Source organism: Colwellia sp. NW0002-52-1, assembly GCF_057550865.1.
In genome coordinates this window covers 118,375-137,762 of record NZ_BAAJLU010000001.1, presented here as the reverse complement: position 1 = coordinate 137,762, position 19,388 = coordinate 118,375, and the positions used below count along the sequence as shown (strand labels likewise).

The window sequence follows — 19,388 nt, the reverse complement described above, 5'->3', positions numbered from 1 at the left end:
GTTAGCGTTATATGTGGTATCGTTACTGTGTTTATATACAGTCTTGTTGTTAGTGTCATTCCTCAAGTTTATTAATATGGAACGGTAAATGTTTAGAGGGTACCAGAGTCAAAGAAAAATAATTTACATCGATACACCCTGTTATTGGCAACATAGCCGTGATGTAAAAATATCAGTCTCAGCTTATATCCCTTCAATACCTTTGTTCATGTCTTTATTTTATCGTGTGAAAAGTGCGTATGTTTTTTTAAAACGAGCTAAGTCATGAAAAAAATCATTCATGTTGATATGGATGCCTTTTTTGTTTCTGTTGAAATCAGAGATAACCCACAATTAGCAAATAAAGCCGTTGCTGTTGGTGGCAAGTCTGACCGACGCGGCGTGCTGTCTACCTGCAATTATATTGCAAGGCAGTTTGGTGTTAGCTCTGCTATGCCCTCTGCTGTTGCTTTAAAAAAGTGCCCTGATCTGATTATAGTACCGGGAAGAATGGCGGTATATAAAGAAGCTAGTCAGATAATCAGAGAGGTTTTTGAAAGATATACGGATAAAATTGAACCACTTTCATTAGATGAAGCATACCTAGATGTAACTCATGTAGAACTGCATAACGGCTCAGCTACCTTAATTGCGCAAGAAATAAGGGCAGAAATATACAAAGCAACAGGCTTAACCGCTTCGGCTGGCATTGCGCCGTTAAAGTTTGTTGCAAAAATTGCCTCAGATCTAAACAAGCCCAATGGCCAGTGCACCATTGGGCCAAATGACATTGATAACTTCCTTGAAAACTTATCCTTAAGAAAAATTCCAGGTGTTGGCAAAGTGACTTCAGAAAAGCTAAAAAACCTAGGTTTTGAAACCTGTGGGGATATAAGAGCTTCCAATGAAGCTTATTTGATAAATAAATTTGGTAAATATGGCCAAGTGCTCTGGCGAAGAAGCCACGGTATTGATGAGCGAGAAGTGCAAGTGACTCGCATTAGGAAGTCAGTAGGGGTTGAAAGAACGTTTGATAAAGACGTTAAAAGTCTTCAAGTGATGGATGAGATATTAAAAGAAAAACTAATACCAGAGCTTATTAAAAGGGCTGCTAAGCATTTAGAGACCAGAAAAATTAGCAAACTGGGTGTAAAGGTTAAGTTTAATGATTTTCATCAAACAACAAAAGAGCAAACGTATTCAGACATAAATCCTAAGTTATTTTCTGAGTTATTAACTGAGGCGGTAAATCGTGGAAATGGCAAACCTGTCAGGTTATTAGGCGTACATATTGGGCTTGCCGATGAAGCGGAAAAAACATTACAGCTTGGGTTAGACTTATAATTAATTACAGGGTTAACTCAAACCTACGATTATAAAAAACAGCGTGAAAGTGCCACAAGGCTTATTATACTTATCATTCAAATCTATTTTATAGCGTTGTTAGGCTCAATATCATGTCAAGACAGTTTTGTTAAACTTAGCTAATGACAATTAATTTAGTTTTGCCATTTGGGAGCTTATTGTAGGCTTTCGGCTAGTATTATTTGCTGCGAGTGATCTAAGTTCTGCCTTATCCAGTAACTTATCAAGTAAGTTATTAAGTAAACAAGCGATTAAGTTAATTCATACTCATTTTAGTAAAACGGCCAAAAATCAGAATAGTAAAATAAATACCTACAAGAATTTAATGTGTAAGGTTAAAGTGATAAATAAGGTCTACGCTATTACCTATAAGTTTAGGTTCAACAATTATAATAAAACGAGGAAATTATGTTTAAAAAATCTTTAGTGGCGGTAACGTTGTTTTTTAGTATCGCAGCAACGAGTACAGCAAATGCACAATCTATGGCCGATAAAGAAATAACCGTACAGCAGGCTGCAGGCGACGTTTATATGCTTCAAGGCCCAGGTGGTAATATTGGCGTATTAGCGACAGATAAAGGCTTACTATTAGTTGATGATAAGTTTGCACCATTAGCTGAAAAAATTGAAAGTGCGATGAAAGGGCTTGAAGACAAAGATCTTAAATATATTATTAATACTCACTTTCATGGTGATCACACGGGCAGTAATCAATTTTTCTCTCATAAAGCGCCTATTTTTGCGCATGAAAATGTCCGTAGCCGCTTGAGCAGTAAAGCAGATCACAGCGTCGAAAGCTTACCTGTAGTAACATACAAAGATGGTATTACTATTTATTTAGATAATGAAGAAGTTCAGTTAACGCATTTACCAAAAGGTCATACAGACGGCGACACTTATGTTTACTTCAAAAAGGCCAATGTATTACATACCGGCGATTTATTCTTTGAAGTTGGCTTTCCATATGTCGACTTAAAAAGCGGTGGTAGTGTTAAAGGTTATTTAGCTAGCGTTAAACACATGCTGAAAAACACACCAGACGATGTCGTTATTATTCCTGGTCACGGCAAACTCACCAATAAAGAAAGTTTACTAGCGTTTGCTGATATGATCAGCTTCAGTATTGATAGAGTTGCATCAGCACTTGCGGCAGGAAAATCAGAAGAGCAAATACTTAGCGCAGGTATTGGTGAAAAATATAAGCATTTATCTTGGGCGTTTATCACAGAAGAAAAGTGGTTAAAAACCTTGGTTGCAGATTTAAAGTAGCAGCGATTAATAGTAACGAAAAACTGTGATATTAGCTTCTTACACGTTAAGTTAATTATCATTTCACTTGGCTGTATTTTGGATTGATGAAAGGGCATTAAAGCCCTTTTTTTATGATGAGTGTTAAGTGATGTAGTTTCTAAACTTGAGTAAAGCCGGCAGGTAAATAGGTTATAGTTTGATTGTTAAAATAAGCGATAGCATATTGGTATAAATTTATTTTGAAATAGATGGTTTGGCCCCTTTACGGCTATTCAATCTATAAGTTTTATCGGCAGCTTATCCGACATTGCGGACATTAGCTGTTTACGGCAGTAGCTAGCCAAAGCGGTCATTGGCCTTTTTAAACTCAAAACATATTAGGGGAAATTGTAACTGGAAATCACTGTATTTTTTATGTACTAATGTAAATTCATAGCGGCCAGACTTTTTCATCTCGGAACGCTAAGTTTTACAAGTTGTCCACCTCAGGGTGTGTTGTTAGTTACCATTTCCACGGAACTCTAAAATTCTTTTTTTTGCTAATTCAAGAGAGTTGCCATCCCAAATATCAACTTTGCTATCTTCAGCAAAATAATTATCAAGAAAACTTTCAGCAAAATGCCAAGGGTGGTAATTCCATCCATTGTTTTTTGCATTTACAGAGTTACGTGCCCATAAATACCATATTGCTATTTCAATTGTATCCGATAAATGAAGCTCTTTTTTAACATAAGCTTTCCAATCACCGTTCGTTGACTGGAAAAAGCTTGGATACTTATCATTATATTCTTTCAAAGCAACTTCTGTTTCTGTCGGTAACTTGTTTAATATACTGATAATGTAGAGTTCAAAGAAATAATCTAAAGGTCGTTCAGCCTTATAAAAAGGTGCTAAGGTATTCATTATATCGTTATAAGTCTTGGGATATTCAGGCATAACAGGAGGAATATATTGTTCTTGATTCAATTGATTTGCCTTCTCTACGGCTTCAACACTAAAGCCAATAAACACAAAGACTAAAAATAAAACACGAAGATTTAGCATATGCTTCCTTTGGTAACTAACAACGCCCCAATAAGAGGGTAAAAATTGTTTGCTAAAATGTGTAGCGAAGCGAAACCGAGTAAACTGTTTTTAGTCCTGCTTGATTGGCTTATGTATATCTTGAACGTTTTTGTAAATTAACATAGCCCCAATAAACAACATCGATAGCTCTGTAAGATAATGTAAGCTATTTAACACTGTATATACAACACCATTTTCTGGAAAAAAACCGTAAATTGATACGCAAACATAGAGTAATGCTAATAGCTCACAAACTCGTTTTTTATATACACCTAGAGTGATACGTGAAATCAAATAGAACGAGTATGCAAAAATTATTGAGAACAACGCCAAATAAGGCCGAATCATATTTAGTAAAGAGAAACTTGCTTCACCTGTAGAATCTCCAATAACAAAAACGCCCCAAAATGGAGAAATAAAACCAATTATTTCGGCTGTAATTGGCCAAGCGAGAAGACCTATTAAAAAATACTTGAGGGATTGCTTAATCATCGGAGTACTCATATATACATAACAGTGTATTAATGTGCATTTCGATTTAATACAAAATCAAACCCGAAATTCAATGAGGCACAGCACACTTTTTTATTAATGATATTAATACGTTATCAGCAATCATTTCCCTTTTCAAATTTCACTTTGTTTGTAGCAAGCGAGCATTGAGATATGTGAGCCGTCGAATGGCACATTATATCCAAATAGAATTAAAAATATTACATACAAATCAAGCTCATATAAATACAGCTCTTAAGATTAGTGCCATTTAAAAAATCACATAATGTCTCATATCCTTGACTTTTTTCATGAATCAACTTTTTTAGAGTTAGTTCACGCTGAATTACGAACAAGAAAATGCAACCTCAACGTCCGCTTTAGGCTCTAAGCAGTCTTTAACTTTTAAATCACCAAGGGCAGCTTTAAGCCTCAAACGGCTTTTCAAGCAATCTCAAAATTTCGTATACCCTAAACGCTGAAACAAACAAAGCTACTAGTGCTTTTAACTTTCTCATCACTCATTTAAGTTAGCTTTAAGCGTTTGGGATAATTGAATAAAGTCAGCAACTTCTTCAGCTGAAACATTGTTGACCATTTTATCAAATAGCTGTTTCTCGGCTGTTTTAAATAACGTGATTATTTCAATGCCCTTAACCGATAAGGTTAATAAGTGACTACGTTTGTCTTTTTCATTATCTGTTTTGATAATGAGTTCTTGGCTTAGCAGCTCTTTAATTAATCTATTAATTTGGGCTTTATCTCGGCCCATAAAGTCAGCTAACTTTTGCCCTGTGCAATCATCTATGTGTGATATTACTTTTAAAGATTTCAAGTGCATTGGAGATAAGTCTATGTTTAATAGTTTTATTTCTTGCTTCATGTTGTTACGTACTGCGTGCACTAAATTAAAAAGAGCTTCACTTAATTCCATCGTTATTTCCGCATAAATTAATGATATAAAAATATGGTTGACTATATCAACCAAAATACAATATAGTAGACCTTATTAACTATATTGTATTGAGAGTTGTTATGCCACTTAAATTTAAAAGAGTAACTATTATGTTTTTGGTGATGCTATTCATGGTCGCCAGTATTACGGCGATTATGACCATTGCAAATCTTGAGGGTTCACAGGTTTTTCTTAATGTTTGGTTAAATGCTTTTCTGTTTACCTTTTTAGTATTAATCCCTACAGGAGGCTGTGTTTTTATCATATTAAGTAAGCTGATAAATCATTACTGCTCAGCATGGTCTGTTTTGCAAAAAAACTTATTACAAGGTTTGTTAATGGCTGTCGCTATGGAGTCGATTATGGCAGCAGTTCTGACCATAAAAAATGGTGTTTATGAATCAATAACACACTTTTTTGCATTATTTTTTAATAGTTTACTTTATGCATTACCCGTAGGGATTACGTTGTCGCTTATTATGACGTTAGTGATAAAGCCAAAGCTTGAACAGCTTGATGAAGGTGTTGTTTAGCTGTTATTTAATTTAGATAAAAAATAGGAGAATATTATGGGACCCACTATGCGAATGACACAGGTTTTATCTATTAATGATTTATCGCCACACATGAGAAGAATTACCTTAACGGGAGATTCACTTGCTGATTTCCCAGAGGGTAAAGAAAGCGCCCATGTAAAAGCCATTTTTCCTGCGCCTAGTTCAAGTAATAAAAAGCCTAAACTAGGCGTATATTTGGGGTTTAAAAATTTCATGCGCTCTTATACCATTAGATCGTTTGATAAAGAAAATTTAGCGTTAACTATCGATTTTGCTGTAAACGATCACCAAGGTTTAGCGACTAATTGGGCACTTGCAGCTAAAACAGGCGATTATCTTGGTATAGCTGGACCAGGCGATGCAAAACATGCCGATTTAAACGCGCCAAATCACTTGTTTTTTGGTGATATAACCGCATTGCCTGCCATTGCTGCAACATTGGAGAAACTGCCAGAGAATGCAGCGGGACATGCTTATATTCAAATACCTAACGAGCAAGATAAACAAGTGATAGCAGCGCCAAAAGGAGTAAAGCTACACTGGCTTGTAACAGCAAATAAATTCACAGAAGATTTCCTTATAGGACTTAAGTCACTAGGCAATGATTTCAGTGATACCGCGATATTTATTGCTGCAGAGGCTAGTGTTGTTAAGCAATTAAAGTCGCATTTAAACACCAGTTGTGAATATGAGAAGACTAAACTTTATGCCAGCGCATATTGGAATCAGAAAAGGTAAATAACGCTAGAAATGTATATTTTAACCATGATGACTTAAGTTTTACTTTCACCAATAAAAAAACCGCATTAATGCGGTTTTTTATTTTTTATACTTTACCTATTTTACTCGCCTTGCCACCTGTTTATATGGCTTAAAAATAGGCGTTATACATTTTTCTTGCTCTTATTGATGAGAGCGCAATTTTAATGTTGATGTGCCGGCGTCATAAATAATTACTCGTTGATAATCTGGCAGAAAATAATGCTGTCTTGGACTATCAGCAATAATTAATTCTGACCAAAGTTCAACTTGAGCAGCATTGTATTTAGTTAATACCATTCCCTGTGTTTGATCAAAGCGATAGAAGTAACTGTTGTCTTCGGTATCAGAGGTTGTATTAATGGTTTGAACATTAGCATTTGCATGCAGTAAGCCATTGTCGGTATATGTTGTACCGTCAAAGCTTGCCCATTCAGAAGTGCTATTGGCGCTATAAATGGTGTTGCCTTGATGGCTCAAACCTATGCTTGTTAGGCTTACAAAAGCGCTATTAGTATAAGCTGGGTTATTCATTACTGAAACCATTTCACTGGCATAGGCATTATAGCTTAGAGCATAGCGCTCTAATGACGTTGTTGATTGCTTGTATGCCGTTACAATATCAGCGCTATTAGCTTGTGCAATAGTTGAGGTAAAGTAAGCATTTTCTTGATCCCAATACTGGCGAACTAAGTTTAAATCAGCGTATTCAAGAGTTTGTGTAATAACAACCGGTGCGCCAGCGACTATTTTAATTAAAACTGGGCGAAACGCTATGGTGATCTTCTCACTGTCGATTTCACTAAATTGATAATTGCTTAAGTTAAATTGGTAATGATTTACCCGAGTTTGTTCAACTTCATTTTCATCTAAATAGGTTTCACTATTAGATGCTAGCAGCATTGAGCCGTCAGGATGAATAACTAAGTTAGTTAGATCTATATCAGCCAAAGGTGAGCTAGCAGTATTGACCAAGGCACCAGAAATAACGTGGTAAGTATTAATTTTGTCACCTGAAGCGATATAAACATAAGGCCGCATTGGGTCAAGCACGAAACCTGAAGCATTGACTGTAACACTTTCAACTTCAATATCTGCACTGTCATCAGCGCCTTTGTTAAACGTTACGTTAATGCTACCCGCTATAGCTGAACCTTCGGTCGTCGGTGTTAAGTTAATTACTGCGCTATAGACACCATCAGCAGTTAGATTAGCAGGAATTGCGTTAATGCTAAGGGTATTATTTGTGTTGTTTGCTGACAAAGACAACCAGTTAACATCGGTGCTTACTTGCCAAGCAATAGGTGTTTCGCTGTTCGTTATAATATCAACTGTATGTTCTAAAGTTTGTTCGGTCGCTAAGCTGTTAAAGGCTAATGATGGATAGTTGCTGCTTAACCTTATCGCGTCAATCGCTAGTTCTACCGTTATAACTTTTGTTGTGCCACTTGCAGGGTCGAATATAGATATACTGGCAGACATTAAGCCCCAGCCTGTAATTAGGCTACGATCGATATCAATTAAAATAGCATCGCCATTTTCATCGCTTTGCGGCGTTAATATCAACCAAGGAGCGCTGGCAGATACTTGCCAATCTGCGCCAATATTCGACAGTGTCAGTATTTGTTGGTTAATAACACTATCACCAAAATTGGTGGTAAAGCTTAAGGCTTCAGAAGAAGTAGAAAATTGACTTAAATTAATAACATCTATGCTGTTAGCGTTTGGCGAAGGTAGCACAGCTCTGCTATCACCGTTGGCTATTAGCATTTGAGTGGGTTGATTTGAACCTAATGTAATACTGTTGGCAATGGTTTGCTCTTCGTTATAAACATCAACGCTAAAGCCTGTTTCGGGATCAAATCTAACAAAGTGAGGGCGATCATTCGCTGTATGTGCTAGCGCTAAATCTATAATAGCTTCGTCGCTACTAAGTACACCATTGTCAGTAAAAGTTGTACCATCAAAGCTTATCCATTGGCTTGTTGGGCTTAGGGCGTAAATGTTTTTTTCATCTGAAGTGACATAAAAGTCATTAATTTGATCATTTTCACCTAATAACTCTGGGCGGTAGCTGTGACTAATGCTGGTTGTAATCGGGTTACGGCCAAAGTCGTTCACCATAGCTTCAATACGTTTTATCGACATTAAGTCATCAGCTGAACTAACATCTAAAGCAAACAGGGTTTGATTTTGTTCTGCGATATTAAATGCTCTGGCGAAAAAGGCATTAGCGGCGTCAAAACCAACTTGCATAAGGTTTTCATCAGCAAACTCTAAAAGTGCTGTTGCAACAAAATAGCGGCCGTCAATGCGAATAAATTTAACCGGCTCATTGGTAATATCAGTTTCAGCTAATTCAACAAAGCTCATATCGTCAAGATTAATTTTATATCTATGTACTGTGGTTTCAGTGGTGTCTTCATCAATAACAACGGTTTCAGTCGCCTTGGCTAATATCATACTAGCGTCAGGGTGGATGATCAGTTGCTCTAATGTTGTTTCTTCTGGTGAAATTACCGTTGTTGATAATAATTCGTTGCTATAAAGGTGATAGCTTCGTAGCTCGTTATTAACAGCTACATAATATTGCGGCAATAAAGGATCAGTAACTATGCCATCGGTATTAGCAATAATGTCTAAAGAATTGTTTTCAGTGTTCAAGTCAGATTTATAAAAGCTCACTTGTATTGTGTTTGCAATTGCTGTGGTTTGAACATTTGGGCTAAGGGTTATTTCAGCCAGGGTTGTGGTGTTATTGGCTAGTGCACTGCTGTCAGCGGTAATGGTTAATTGGTTATTATCGTTGTCAGGCGTCAAGGTTAGCCATGTTGCTTCAGTGCTTGCTTGCCAGCCCCAAGGTAAAACACTATTTGAATTTATATTCAGCACCGCTTTACGGTTGTTAATATTACCCGTTTCGGCCAAGGCAATATTGGCTTTATCAGCAAAAATATGAATATTATCTAAGCTCAATTCAACCGGATATTTAGTTGTGCCTAGTGGGCTAGTAATGTCGATTGTGGCAGGATAAAAGCCTGATTGACTAAACTCAGCCAAATTAGGTGTTGCAGTAATGGTGGTAATACCGTCAGTAAAGGTTTTTTCAACACTTAGCCAAGGTACTGAGCTCGTTAGTGATAAGTTGTCTGCGCTAGAGCTTAACTCGATAGTTTTTGCAGGTGTTGATTCAACGCCATAAGTGTCATCAAAGGTAAGTGCTTGCCATACCAATAATGAAACATTGATATCTGCATGCGCTAAATTTGTTGTGGTTGGGTCGCCACTTGATAGCCTTAATGTTGTGCCGTATAAGTCAGCAGCAATGATATCAGCGTCAACAACATCAATATAAATGGTAGCTGAGTTTGCGGTTAGGCTTTCAATACGATAATTCAACCAAGCAACTGGCTGCGCCGTTGGAGCAAATCCAAGTAATAACCCCGAGCCATCAAAATTTACATCAATGGCGATGGTATTGCTCTCAGTTTGTAAAAACTCATTAGTAAATGCTACCGATGAAACCGATGAACTAACGGTGAATGTTGGAGCCTTTTCGTTTGAGCCGCCACATGCTTGTAAAAATAGTGAGCTAAATAAAATAACTAACATTAAACGCATGTTTTTCATTTGTCCCTTCATACAGGTCCCTGTTTTTATTAATTGCTAAACAATAGCTTATATTGATAACTGAATGTCGCTCTAAACTTGCTAATTCATTATTTCAATTGGTTAAGTTTATTTTGCGCGATTATTAACATAATGTAAAACTTATCATCATTATTACAATATTTTTACATTTACAGACTATTTTTGTTTAATGTAAAAGTAAGGCTCCGCCTAAAGTTTTCCTTTGAAACGTCGCTAAGTACTTATATTTAAAAGCTAGCTTTACATTAAATCTTAGCTAAAAGCTCGATAAGCCCTCAGTTTGTTATGCAGTTTTTATTTTTAGAAAACTCATCAATAGTGGTATGGAATTGAGATACTGAGCCTGAATAAATACCATAATAGTGTAAATTATCAAGCGACACTTCCCTTGTAAAAACTTACGCTATTCAACAGTAATGTGAATGAAAGTTAATGTTATCGAATATTTTTATGAAATTAGGATTAAATTCTTAAATACATTGGTATATTCAAGCAGAGGTTGCGTATAATATGCGCTTTGGTGCGTCCCTAATAAAGAACAAAAAGCTCAAGCTTAAATACTACGCTTTACAATAAGATGGTTTCTCATTACATGAAATCATGACACTATTAAACGCTTAAACAGATATAATTTTTCGAAAAGTTGGAAATTCACATGATTGAAACTAGTGCCCAATTGCGTCAGGCATTTTTAGATTTTTATGCTTCTAAGCAGCACCAAATTGTTGCGAGTAGCTCGCTTATTCCTGGTAACGATGCGACATTATTATTTACCAATGCTGGTATGGTGCCATTTAAAGATGTTTTTTTAGGCGATGATGTTCGCAGTTATACCCGAGCAACTTCTGCGCAACGTTGTGTACGTGCTGGTGGTAAGCACAACGATTTAGAAAATGTTGGTTATACCGCGCGTCACCATACTTTTTTCGAAATGCTAGGTAACTTTAGTTTTGGGGATTACTTCAAAGAAGAAGCGATAACTTATGCTTGGGAATTTTTAACCAACATATTGGCATTACCGAAAGAAAAATTATTGGTCACCGTTTATGAAAGTGATGACGAAGCTTATAATTATTGGTTGAATGAAATTGGCGTGCCAGCCGATAAAATTATTCGTATAGGTGATAAGTCAGCCGATAAAAAGTACGAGTCAGATAACTTTTGGTCTATGGGTGATACTGGTCCTTGTGGTCCTTGTTCTGAAATTTTTTATGATCACGGTGAAGAAATTTTCGGTGGTCCTCCAGGTTCGCCAGATGAAGATGGCGACCGCTTCATCGAAATTTGGAATATAGTTTTCATGCAATACAACCGTCATGCTGACGGCACAATGGAAAACTTACCAAAACCTTCAGTGGATACCGGCATGGGCTTAGAGCGCATTGCCGCTATTACACAAGGCGTGCATAGCAATTACGAAATAGATATTTTCCAAAACTTAATTAAAGACACGGCTGAATTACTTGAATGTAATGATTTAGAGCATAAGTCACTGCGTGTTATTGCCGACCATATTCGTTCATGTAGTTTCTTAATCACTGATGGTGTTATGCCTTCAAATGAAGGGCGTGGTTATGTATTACGCCGTATCATTCGCCGTGCTATTCGCCACGGTCACAAATTAGAAGCTAAGTCATTTTTCTTCCATAAATTAGTTGCCTCACTTGCAGAGCAAATGGGTGCTGCATATCCTGAGCTTGTTCAACAACAAGCAACTATTGAGAAAATTTTACGTATAGAAGAAGAGCAGTTTGGCCGCACGTTAGACCGAGGCATGGCGTTGCTAGAAGATATATTATCTGATCTTAAAGGCAACACTATTGCCGGTGATGATGTATTTAAGTTATACGATACTTATGGTTTTCCAGCTGATTTAACGGCTGATATTGCTCGTGAACGAGAGCTTAATATTGACATTGAAGGTTTTGATGCCGCTATGGCTCAACAGCGTATTCGTGCCCAAAAAGCCAGCCAGTTTGGTACTGACTATAACGAAACACTAAAATCAGAACATCGCACTAACTTTAAAGGTTATACGCGTAATGAAATGTCATCTACTGTGGTAGAACTGTTTAACAATGAATCTTCAGTTAGCACCTTAAACGCAGGTGAAACGGGTATGGTTATTCTTGACCAAACGCCATTTTATGCTGAGTCAGGTGGACAGGTGGGTGATAGCGGTACATTAATCCTAGAAAACGGTGTTTTTGAAGTTACCGACACAACAAAGCTTGGCAATGCATTTGCGCATAAAGGCATTGCTCGACAAACCATTGGTTTAAATAGTCGAGTTACCGCCAAAATTGATACTGAACGTCGTGATGCTATTGTGAAGAACCACACGGCAACGCATATTTTACACGCCGCGCTTCGTAAAGTTCTAGGCGAGCATGTTACTCAGAAAGGCTCATTATGTGACGCCGAAAAGCTGCGTTTTGATTTCTCTAATTTTGAAGCAGTAACGCCAGAAGAGTTAAATACGGTTGAGCGTATGGTAAACGCACAAATTCGTAGTAATTTGGGCCGTGACACTAACTTAATGGCAATAGATGAAGCCAAAGCAAAAGGTGCAATGGCCTTATTTGGTGAAAAATACGATGATGAAGTTCGAGTTGTTACCTTAGGTGACTTTTCTACAGAGCTTTGTGGTGGTGTGCATGTTAATCGTACCGGTGATATTGGTTTATTTAAGATTACTTCTGAATCAGGCATTGCTGCGGGTGTTCGTCGAATTGAAGCTGTAACAGGCGAAGCGGCATTAAACTATTTTGAAGCACAAGAGCAAACCTTAAATACCATTGCAGCGTTAGTGAAAACTGAGCCTGCTAATGTCACAGGCAAAATTGAACAAGTTATATTACGCAATAAAGAGTTAGAAAAAGAGCTCGCGCAATTTAAGCAAAAGCTTGCCAGTGCCGCCGGTGCAGACCTAGTAAGCCAAGCTAAAGATTATAATGGTGTTAAAGCGCTTATTGCTAACTTAGAAGGCGTAGAAGCTAAATCATTGCGTGGTATGGTTGATGACCTGAAAAATAAAATGGGCTCAGGCATTATTTTACTCGCTACTGCTAGCGATAATAAGGTGAGCTTAATTGCTGGCGTAACTAAAGATTTAGTTGGGCGAGTTAAATCAGGTGATTTAGTTAATGTAGCGGCTCAAGAAGTAGGTGGTAAAGGTGGCGGTCGTCCTGATATGGCTCAAGCAGGTGGCAGCCAACCAGAAAACCTTGAAGCGGCCCTAACAGCAGCTCAGAATTGGTTAGCTGATAAACTTAACTAAGCAATAACATCATATAGAAATTAACTAAAGGGACCTTGCGTCCCTTTTTTTGATCTACGGTTTTATAAAACTTTAAACCTGATAATCTTACGGATTAAAAGATTAAGGGCTTCTACCACCGAGGCACCGAGGTGCTGCGCGCTACACCGACACCGAGAAGAGAACAGTGTATGTGGGTAAGATCTTACTTTAATGTTTTTGCTCTTCTCGGTGCAGGACGAAGTCCCTCGGTGGTGAAATTTTTTTGTTGTGCTTTCTGAGAGGGCTGGTTTTACGATCCTACTAATAAGTTCTCTATTCATTTAAAAGTAATATTTTTAATTCATTTACAGTGGAATTATTTTGTAGTTAACAGGTCTTATATATAGAAGACTAGCCGTTTATGTTAATAAAACGTGAAATCGGACCAGTTTAAAAGGTATTTAGAAAATATTTTACCAAAATAGCAATTAATTAAGCATAAACTGTTTATTGTTTCATTAAGGTTGGTAAAATAACCATGAATTGCTGAAATTGCATTCTACTCTTGATTTACAAGTTTTGATTTAAATACTTAAAAACTGACATTGATAATGGAATTTTCAATGTTTAATAAGTTTTTTAAATACTTATTGTAATCTTTAGTGCACTTTTGCAAAAATTAGACTAAATTTAATTTGTTACTAGCTTATATATATTTAGTGGATCTCGTTTTTAAACATAAAGGAAATTAAGATGTTAATATTAACTCGCCGAGTTGGTGAAACGTTGATGATCGGAGACGACGTCACAGTGACAGTGTTAGGTGTAAAGGGCAATCAGGTTCGCATTGGTGTTAATGCTCCGAAAGAAGTGTCAGTTCATCGTGAAGAAATATACATGAGAATTCAATCAGAAAAAGGTGAGGGTGAAGCCTCAGGGAATGAAATCTAAGTATTTTCTACTAATTAAAGCCGACATCAGTCGGCTTTTTTGATCCAGTAATTTAATTTATTAACACCAAATGCCCACCTTTTGGGTAACTTAATGTTGGGAAATTGACCGTATTGTTTGAATTCTCAGCAAACAGTCAAAAAATAGAAATAAAAGCTGAAAAAAGTTTGACTTATTTTTTTAATCCCTTATTATTCGCACCCATTGGAGAGGTGGCCGAGTGGCCGAAGGCGCTCCCCTGCTAAGGGAGTATCTGGTTTATCCCGGATCGAGGGTTCGAATCCCTCCCTCTCCGCCATTCTTTTAGATTGGCACCGTAGGAACAACGGTATTGAAATAGTTCACTATGAATGTATATAATATTCACTAGGTCGTTTTACCTAAGTTAATGTTGTTAGTTCATTATCTCTTAAGCTAGAGATATAAATAACAGGTTTAAATAAGGACGCGTAGCTCAGCTGGATAGAGTACCTGGCTACGAACCAGGCGGTCGCAGGTTCGACTCCTGCCGCGTCCGCCACTTTTCTTTAAGTGGATAAATAATAAAGAGTAGCTAGTATTAAAGCTAATAAAAAAATAAATATGTGATTTATATTAAGTTTTAATTTGATATAAGTTTATCTTGAATCAAGATATAAAATAACGATTGACCGCGGACGCGTAGCTCAGCTGGATAGAGTACCTGGCTACGAACCAGGCGGTCGCAGGTTCGACTCCTGCCGCGTCCGCCACATTAAAAAAACCAGTCTTTTGACTGGTTTTTTTTCGTCTAAAATTTATCATTACCTCTTTTAAAACCATTCGATTATTTATTTCAATTGCTATAACCCATTGCTCCGTTAAGTATTAGCGAGAAACAGTTTAATTTTCTTAAGTGATAAAGGCATTAATGCAATTGCTTTAACTTATTGATTACCGTTATACCAATTGATATAAACAATCGATCATTCTAAAGCGGTTTAAATATCCAGTATCTACGTTGCTTTCAATCCCAATAGCCTGCTATTGCTCGACAATATGCTCCTGCATTGCTCTAATGACTTACATCCATGTAAGAATCAATCAAGCGCCTTGCTACTGAAAATTTATCCTCGTTTAAAATTGATCGATTCATTAAGTCAATTGGTATAAGAGGAAAGCTAATTAATCTGTTTGGTATTACATAACCTGAACTCTGGATAATGAGTGCTTGAAACTCAAGTGAACCAAAAGCTTAGGTAATAAAGTAAATGCTATAGCCAGGTGAACATCACGAATAGATATCATCAATGCTTCATTTTATGCCATTTCCAAGGCAAAACGTTTATGAATAGCGCGCTATTTATAAACGTTTTAACGCAGAAAATGGATTAAAAGGGAACATTGAGCAAGTGCTGCTTATCCAGAGTTCAGGTTACATAGCCAATATTTTTAAAAAAGTGGACTCAAATAAAACGCGGTTCTAATAAAGCTAGGCTCTGCAAAGTGACATTTTTCACTCGATTATTGTAACGCTTAATAGGCGGTGAATAGCGATTTGTTAAATTGACACGGTAAAGCCGATGTAAATTGTTTAGAAGCATATAGGCGTTATTAGTTTATTCCTTATTGATATTGTAGTTTGATTTTTGAACGATATTTATTTGTTCAGTATACGGCTTTGATAATATTGGATATTGTATATTATCTTGGGTTTTCTTTTTATAATAGCCGCTATTCATAACTTTGATATTGTATACAATCTTTGTTTTATATTCGATTGTATAAAATAATGATGAAATTACGCTTAAAATAGTGCTTTTTTTAACCTGTTGTAACTTGACATTACTTTATTTTATCAATTTGTAAGAATTTGTTTGCTTTTTACACATTGGAGTGATTATTCTAATTATATAAATATTACTTGAGAGTAAAAAAATGGAAAATCTTCAACAGTTATTTATTGAAGCAGGCACTTTGATGTTAGCCGGAATGGTGTTTGTTTTTGCCTTTTTGGGTTTATTGATTGTTTTTATCAATATTGTGCTTGTGAGGTTGGCAAATAAATTTCCTGATGCCGTTGTAGAAAACAGAAGCTCAAGTAAAAGAAATAATAAAAAAGAAGACGGTAAAAATGTATCACCTGCCGTTGTCGCAGCAATTTCTTCTGCTGTTACTCAATATCGTCAACAACATTCAGCTCAGAAATAGGAACTACCATGACTAAGCCTTTAGGAATTACTGAAGTCGTTTTACGCGACGGCCATCAATCATTACTCGCGACACGTTTGCGTTTAGAAGATATGTTACCCATTGCTGCGAAAATGGATGAAATTGGATTCTGGTCAATTGAGTCATGGGGTGGTGCAACATTTGATTCTTGTATTCGTTATTTAGGTGAAGATCCTTGGGAACGTATTCGTGCATTAAAAAAAGCCATGCCGAACACAAAGCAGCAAATGTTGTTTCGTGGTCAAAATATTCTAGGTTACCGCCACTATGCTGATGACGTGGTAGAAAAATTTGTTGAACGTGCACATGTAAATGGCGTTGATGTTTTTAGAATCTTTGATGCGATGAACGATGTTCGAAACCTAGAAACCTCAATTAAAGCTGCGGTAAAAGTTGGTGCGCATGCACAAGGTACATTAAGTTATACCGAAAGCCCTGTTCATACCCTTGAGGGTTGGTTAACTATGGCTAAACAGCTTGAAGACATGGGCGCACATTCTTTATGTATTAAAGATATGGCCGGTTTATTAAAGCCTTATGATGCTGCTGAGTTGATTGGGCGTTTAAAAGAAACGGTAGCTCTACCAATTGCGCTACATTGTCATGCCACAACAGGCTTAAGTGTCGCTACACACATGAAAGCGATTGATGCTGATATTGATGTTATTGATACAGCTATTTCTTCAATGAGTATGACTTACGGCCATTCACCAACAGAAACGATTGTTTCTATTGTTGAAGGTACGCAACGTGATACTGGTCTTGATATGGCTAAGTTAGCTGAAGTGGCAACGTACTTTCGTGATGTTCGTGAAAAATATGCTCAGTTTGAAGGTAGCTTACGTGGTATCGATGCACGTATTTTGCTTGCACAAGTACCAGGCGGCATGTTGACTAACATGGAAAGCCAGCTAAAAGAGCAGGGTGCAGCTGATAAGTTAGATGAAGTATTAACAGAAATCCCTAAAGTGCGTAAAGAGCTTGGTTATATTCCATTAGTTACACCAACCTCTCAAATTGTTGGAACACAAGCAGTATTGAACGTTTTGACGGGTGAACGTTATAAATCTATTACCAAAGAAACGGCCGGTGTACTTAAAGGCGAATATGGTAAAACAGCTGCTCCGGTTGATGCGGCATTACAAGCTCGGGTACTTGATGGCAAAGAAGCTATAACTTGTCGTCCTGCTGATTTACTTGACCCTGAAATGGACAAATTGACGGTAGAGCTACAACAAATTGCCGCTGACAAAAACATTACTTTAGCGGAAGATACAATTGACGATGTATTAACTTACGCATTATTTCCACAAATAGGGCTTAAATTTTTAGAAAATCGCAATAACCCTGATGCCTTCGAACCGGCTCCAACTAAGCCAGATGCTAAAAGTACAGCATCAGCGCCTACATCTAGTTCAGCAAGCACTGGACCAGAAAGTTACGCAGTAAGCGTTGATGGTAAGGTATACGATGTTGTTGTTGCGCCAGGTGGTTCAATTGAAAATATTCAACAAACCAAATCTACTCCAGCGCCAAGTTCTGCAGGTGGTGAAGATTTAAAGGCGCCTTTAGCGGGTAATATATTTAAAGTACTCGTTAATGAAGGCGACGAAGTTGAAGAAGGCGAAGTTGTTGTCATTATGGAAGCGATGAAGATGGAAACTGAAATTAGAGCGACCAAAGCCGGTGAAATATCTTCTATTAACGCTAGAGAAGGTGACTCAGTTGCCGTTGGCGATGTATTGTTGAGCTTAGTTTAGGAATATCGATGGATTCTTTAAAATTATTGTGGATGTCCACAGGCTTAGCAAACTTTGAGCTAGGCCAAGTGATCATGATGCTCGTTGGTTGTGGTTTACTTTATTTAGCTATTGCGCGTAACTTTGAGCCGCTTTTATTAGTGCCAATGGGCTTCGGTGCTATTTTAACTAATATTCCAGTGGCTGGCTTTTCTGAGGTAGGTGGTTTACTTCATTACATCTATTACGCCGGTATAGATACCGGTATATTCCCATTGCTTATTTTTATGGGCGTTGGGGCCATGACTGATTTTGGCGCATTAATTGCGAATCCAAAAACATTGTTGTTAGGTGCTGCCGCTCAATTTGGTATTTTTGCCACCTTATTTGGCGCCATTGCATTAAACTTTGTCGGTCTAGACTTTTCAATGAAAGACGCTTCTGCTATCGCTATTATTGGTGGTGCAGATGGTCCAACAGCTATATTTTTAGCGTCGAAACTTGCACCTGATTTACTGGGAGCTATTGCTGTAGCAGCTTATTCTTATATGGCGTTGGTACCTATTATTCAGCCGCCTATTATGCGCGCTTTAACCACTGAAAGTGAGCGTAAAATAGAAATGGCGCAACTACGCCATGTTACTAAAGTAGAGAAAATTGTCTTTCCACTTGGCGTGTTATTAATGACCATATTCTTCCTACCAGCGGCAACGCCATTAGTGGGTATGTTTTGTTTAGGTAACTTAATGCGTGAGTGTGGCGTTGTTGATCGTTTAAGCTCAACCGCACAAAATGAGTTGATCAATATTGTGACTATATTCTTAGGCTTAGGTGTTGGCTCTAAATTAAGTGCAGAGCAATTTTTAAACGGGAAAACCTTAGGTATTTTAGCATTGGGCGCAGTTGCCTTCTCTATTGGTACAGCAACGGGTGTACTGATGGCGAAGTTAATGAATAAGCTGTCAAAAGAAAAGGTGAACCCGCTTATTGGTGCCGCAGGGGTATCAGCAGTACCTATGGCGGCTCGTGTTGCTAATAAGGTTGGCTTAGAGTCTAACCCGCATAATTTCTTGTTAATGCATGCTATGGGGCCAAACGTAGCAGGTGTATTAGGTTCAGCTGTAGCAGCAGGTATTTTGTTAGCGTTAGTTGGTTAATGTAAGTATTTGGCTTGAAAATTAAGCACTAAAAAG

At 37.3% G+C, this 19,388-nt stretch carries 13 protein-coding genes and 3 tRNA genes; 12 read left to right on the top strand and 4 right to left on the bottom strand.

Going from position 1 to position 19,388, the window contains the following annotated elements; translation table 11 throughout:
- The first annotated feature begins 264 nt into the window (after positions 1–264).
- Entirely contained in the window at positions 265–1,323 is a 1,059-nt protein-coding gene (gene dinB / locus AC27H3_RS00545; RefSeq protein ID WP_487102901.1) for a DNA polymerase IV, read from the top strand.
- A 429-nt stretch (positions 1,324–1,752) separates the two neighbouring features.
- Positions 1,753–2,613 carry an MBL fold metallo-hydrolase gene (locus tag AC27H3_RS00540; protein WP_487102900.1) on the top strand — a complete coding sequence of 287 codons (861 nt, stop codon included), beginning with the start codon at positions 1,753–1,755 and terminating at the stop codon, positions 2,611–2,613.
- Between the two features lie 480 nt (positions 2,614–3,093).
- On the opposite strand, the gene AC27H3_RS00535 is transcribed toward AC27H3_RS00540, so the two are convergent.
- From AC27H3_RS00535 to AC27H3_RS00525, 3 genes are all read right to left on the bottom strand, one after another.
- Positions 3,094–3,639, bottom strand: a complete 546-nt coding sequence (locus tag AC27H3_RS00535) for a hypothetical protein (protein WP_487102899.1) — start codon at positions 3,637–3,639, stop codon at positions 3,094–3,096.
- A 90-nt stretch (positions 3,640–3,729) separates the two neighbouring features.
- Entirely contained in the window at positions 3,730–4,152 is a 423-nt protein-coding gene (locus tag AC27H3_RS00530; RefSeq protein WP_487102898.1) for a hypothetical protein, read from the bottom strand.
- A gap of 517 nt (positions 4,153–4,669) precedes the next feature.
- Positions 4,670–5,086, bottom strand: a complete 417-nt coding sequence (locus AC27H3_RS00525) for a MarR family winged helix-turn-helix transcriptional regulator (protein ID WP_487102897.1) — start codon at positions 5,084–5,086, stop codon at positions 4,670–4,672.
- 101 nt (positions 5,087–5,187) lie between these two features.
- On the opposite strand from AC27H3_RS00525, the gene AC27H3_RS00520 reads away from it, so the two are divergent.
- Both AC27H3_RS00520 and AC27H3_RS00515 read left to right on the top strand, forming a co-directional pair.
- Positions 5,188–5,640 carry a hypothetical protein gene (locus AC27H3_RS00520; RefSeq protein WP_487102896.1) on the top strand — a complete coding sequence of 151 codons (453 nt, stop codon included), beginning with the start codon at positions 5,188–5,190 and terminating at the stop codon, positions 5,638–5,640.
- Positions 5,641–5,676: 36 nt separating this feature from the next.
- Positions 5,677–6,402, top strand: coding sequence for a siderophore-interacting protein (locus AC27H3_RS00515; RefSeq protein WP_487102895.1), 726 nt, complete (start codon positions 5,677–5,679; stop codon positions 6,400–6,402).
- 165 nt (positions 6,403–6,567) lie between these two features.
- Here AC27H3_RS00515 and AC27H3_RS00510 read toward each other — a convergent pair whose 3' ends face one another.
- Positions 6,568–10,065, bottom strand: coding sequence for a hypothetical protein (locus AC27H3_RS00510; RefSeq protein WP_487102894.1), 3,498 nt, complete (start codon positions 10,063–10,065; stop codon positions 6,568–6,570).
- Positions 10,066–10,729: 664 nt separating this feature from the next.
- On the opposite strand from AC27H3_RS00510, the gene alaS reads away from it, so the two are divergent.
- The 8 genes from alaS to AC27H3_RS00470 all read left to right on the top strand — a co-directional run bounded on the left by alaS (position 10,730) and on the right by AC27H3_RS00470 (position 19,352).
- Positions 10,730–13,354 carry an alanine--tRNA ligase gene (gene alaS, locus AC27H3_RS00505; protein WP_487102893.1) on the top strand — a complete coding sequence of 875 codons (2,625 nt, stop codon included), beginning with the start codon at positions 10,730–10,732 and terminating at the stop codon, positions 13,352–13,354.
- 714 nt (positions 13,355–14,068) lie between these two features.
- Positions 14,069–14,266, top strand: a complete 198-nt coding sequence (csrA, locus tag AC27H3_RS00500; protein ID WP_085304221.1) for a carbon storage regulator CsrA — start codon at positions 14,069–14,071, stop codon at positions 14,264–14,266.
- A 206-nt stretch (positions 14,267–14,472) separates the two neighbouring features.
- Positions 14,473–14,564, top strand: a tRNA-Ser gene (locus AC27H3_RS00495).
- A 145-nt stretch (positions 14,565–14,709) separates the two neighbouring features.
- A tRNA-Arg gene (locus AC27H3_RS00490) sits at positions 14,710–14,786 on the top strand.
- 134 nt (positions 14,787–14,920) lie between these two features.
- Positions 14,921–14,997 (top strand) — tRNA-Arg (locus AC27H3_RS00485).
- A gap of 1,165 nt (positions 14,998–16,162) precedes the next feature.
- The gene (locus AC27H3_RS00480) at positions 16,163–16,435 is read left to right on the top strand and encodes an OadG family protein (RefSeq protein ID WP_487102892.1); all 273 of its coding nucleotides are present in this window, start codon (positions 16,163–16,165) and stop codon (positions 16,433–16,435) included.
- Positions 16,436–16,443: 8 nt separating this feature from the next.
- Positions 16,444–18,216 carry a sodium-extruding oxaloacetate decarboxylase subunit alpha gene (gene oadA, locus AC27H3_RS00475; protein ID WP_487102891.1) on the top strand — a complete coding sequence of 591 codons (1,773 nt, stop codon included), beginning with the start codon at positions 16,444–16,446 and terminating at the stop codon, positions 18,214–18,216.
- An 8-nt stretch (positions 18,217–18,224) separates the two neighbouring features.
- A complete protein-coding gene (locus AC27H3_RS00470; RefSeq protein WP_487102890.1) occupies positions 18,225–19,352 on the top strand; it encodes a sodium ion-translocating decarboxylase subunit beta in 1,128 nt (375 codons plus the stop codon).
- The last annotated feature ends 36 nt before the right edge of the window (positions 19,353–19,388 follow it).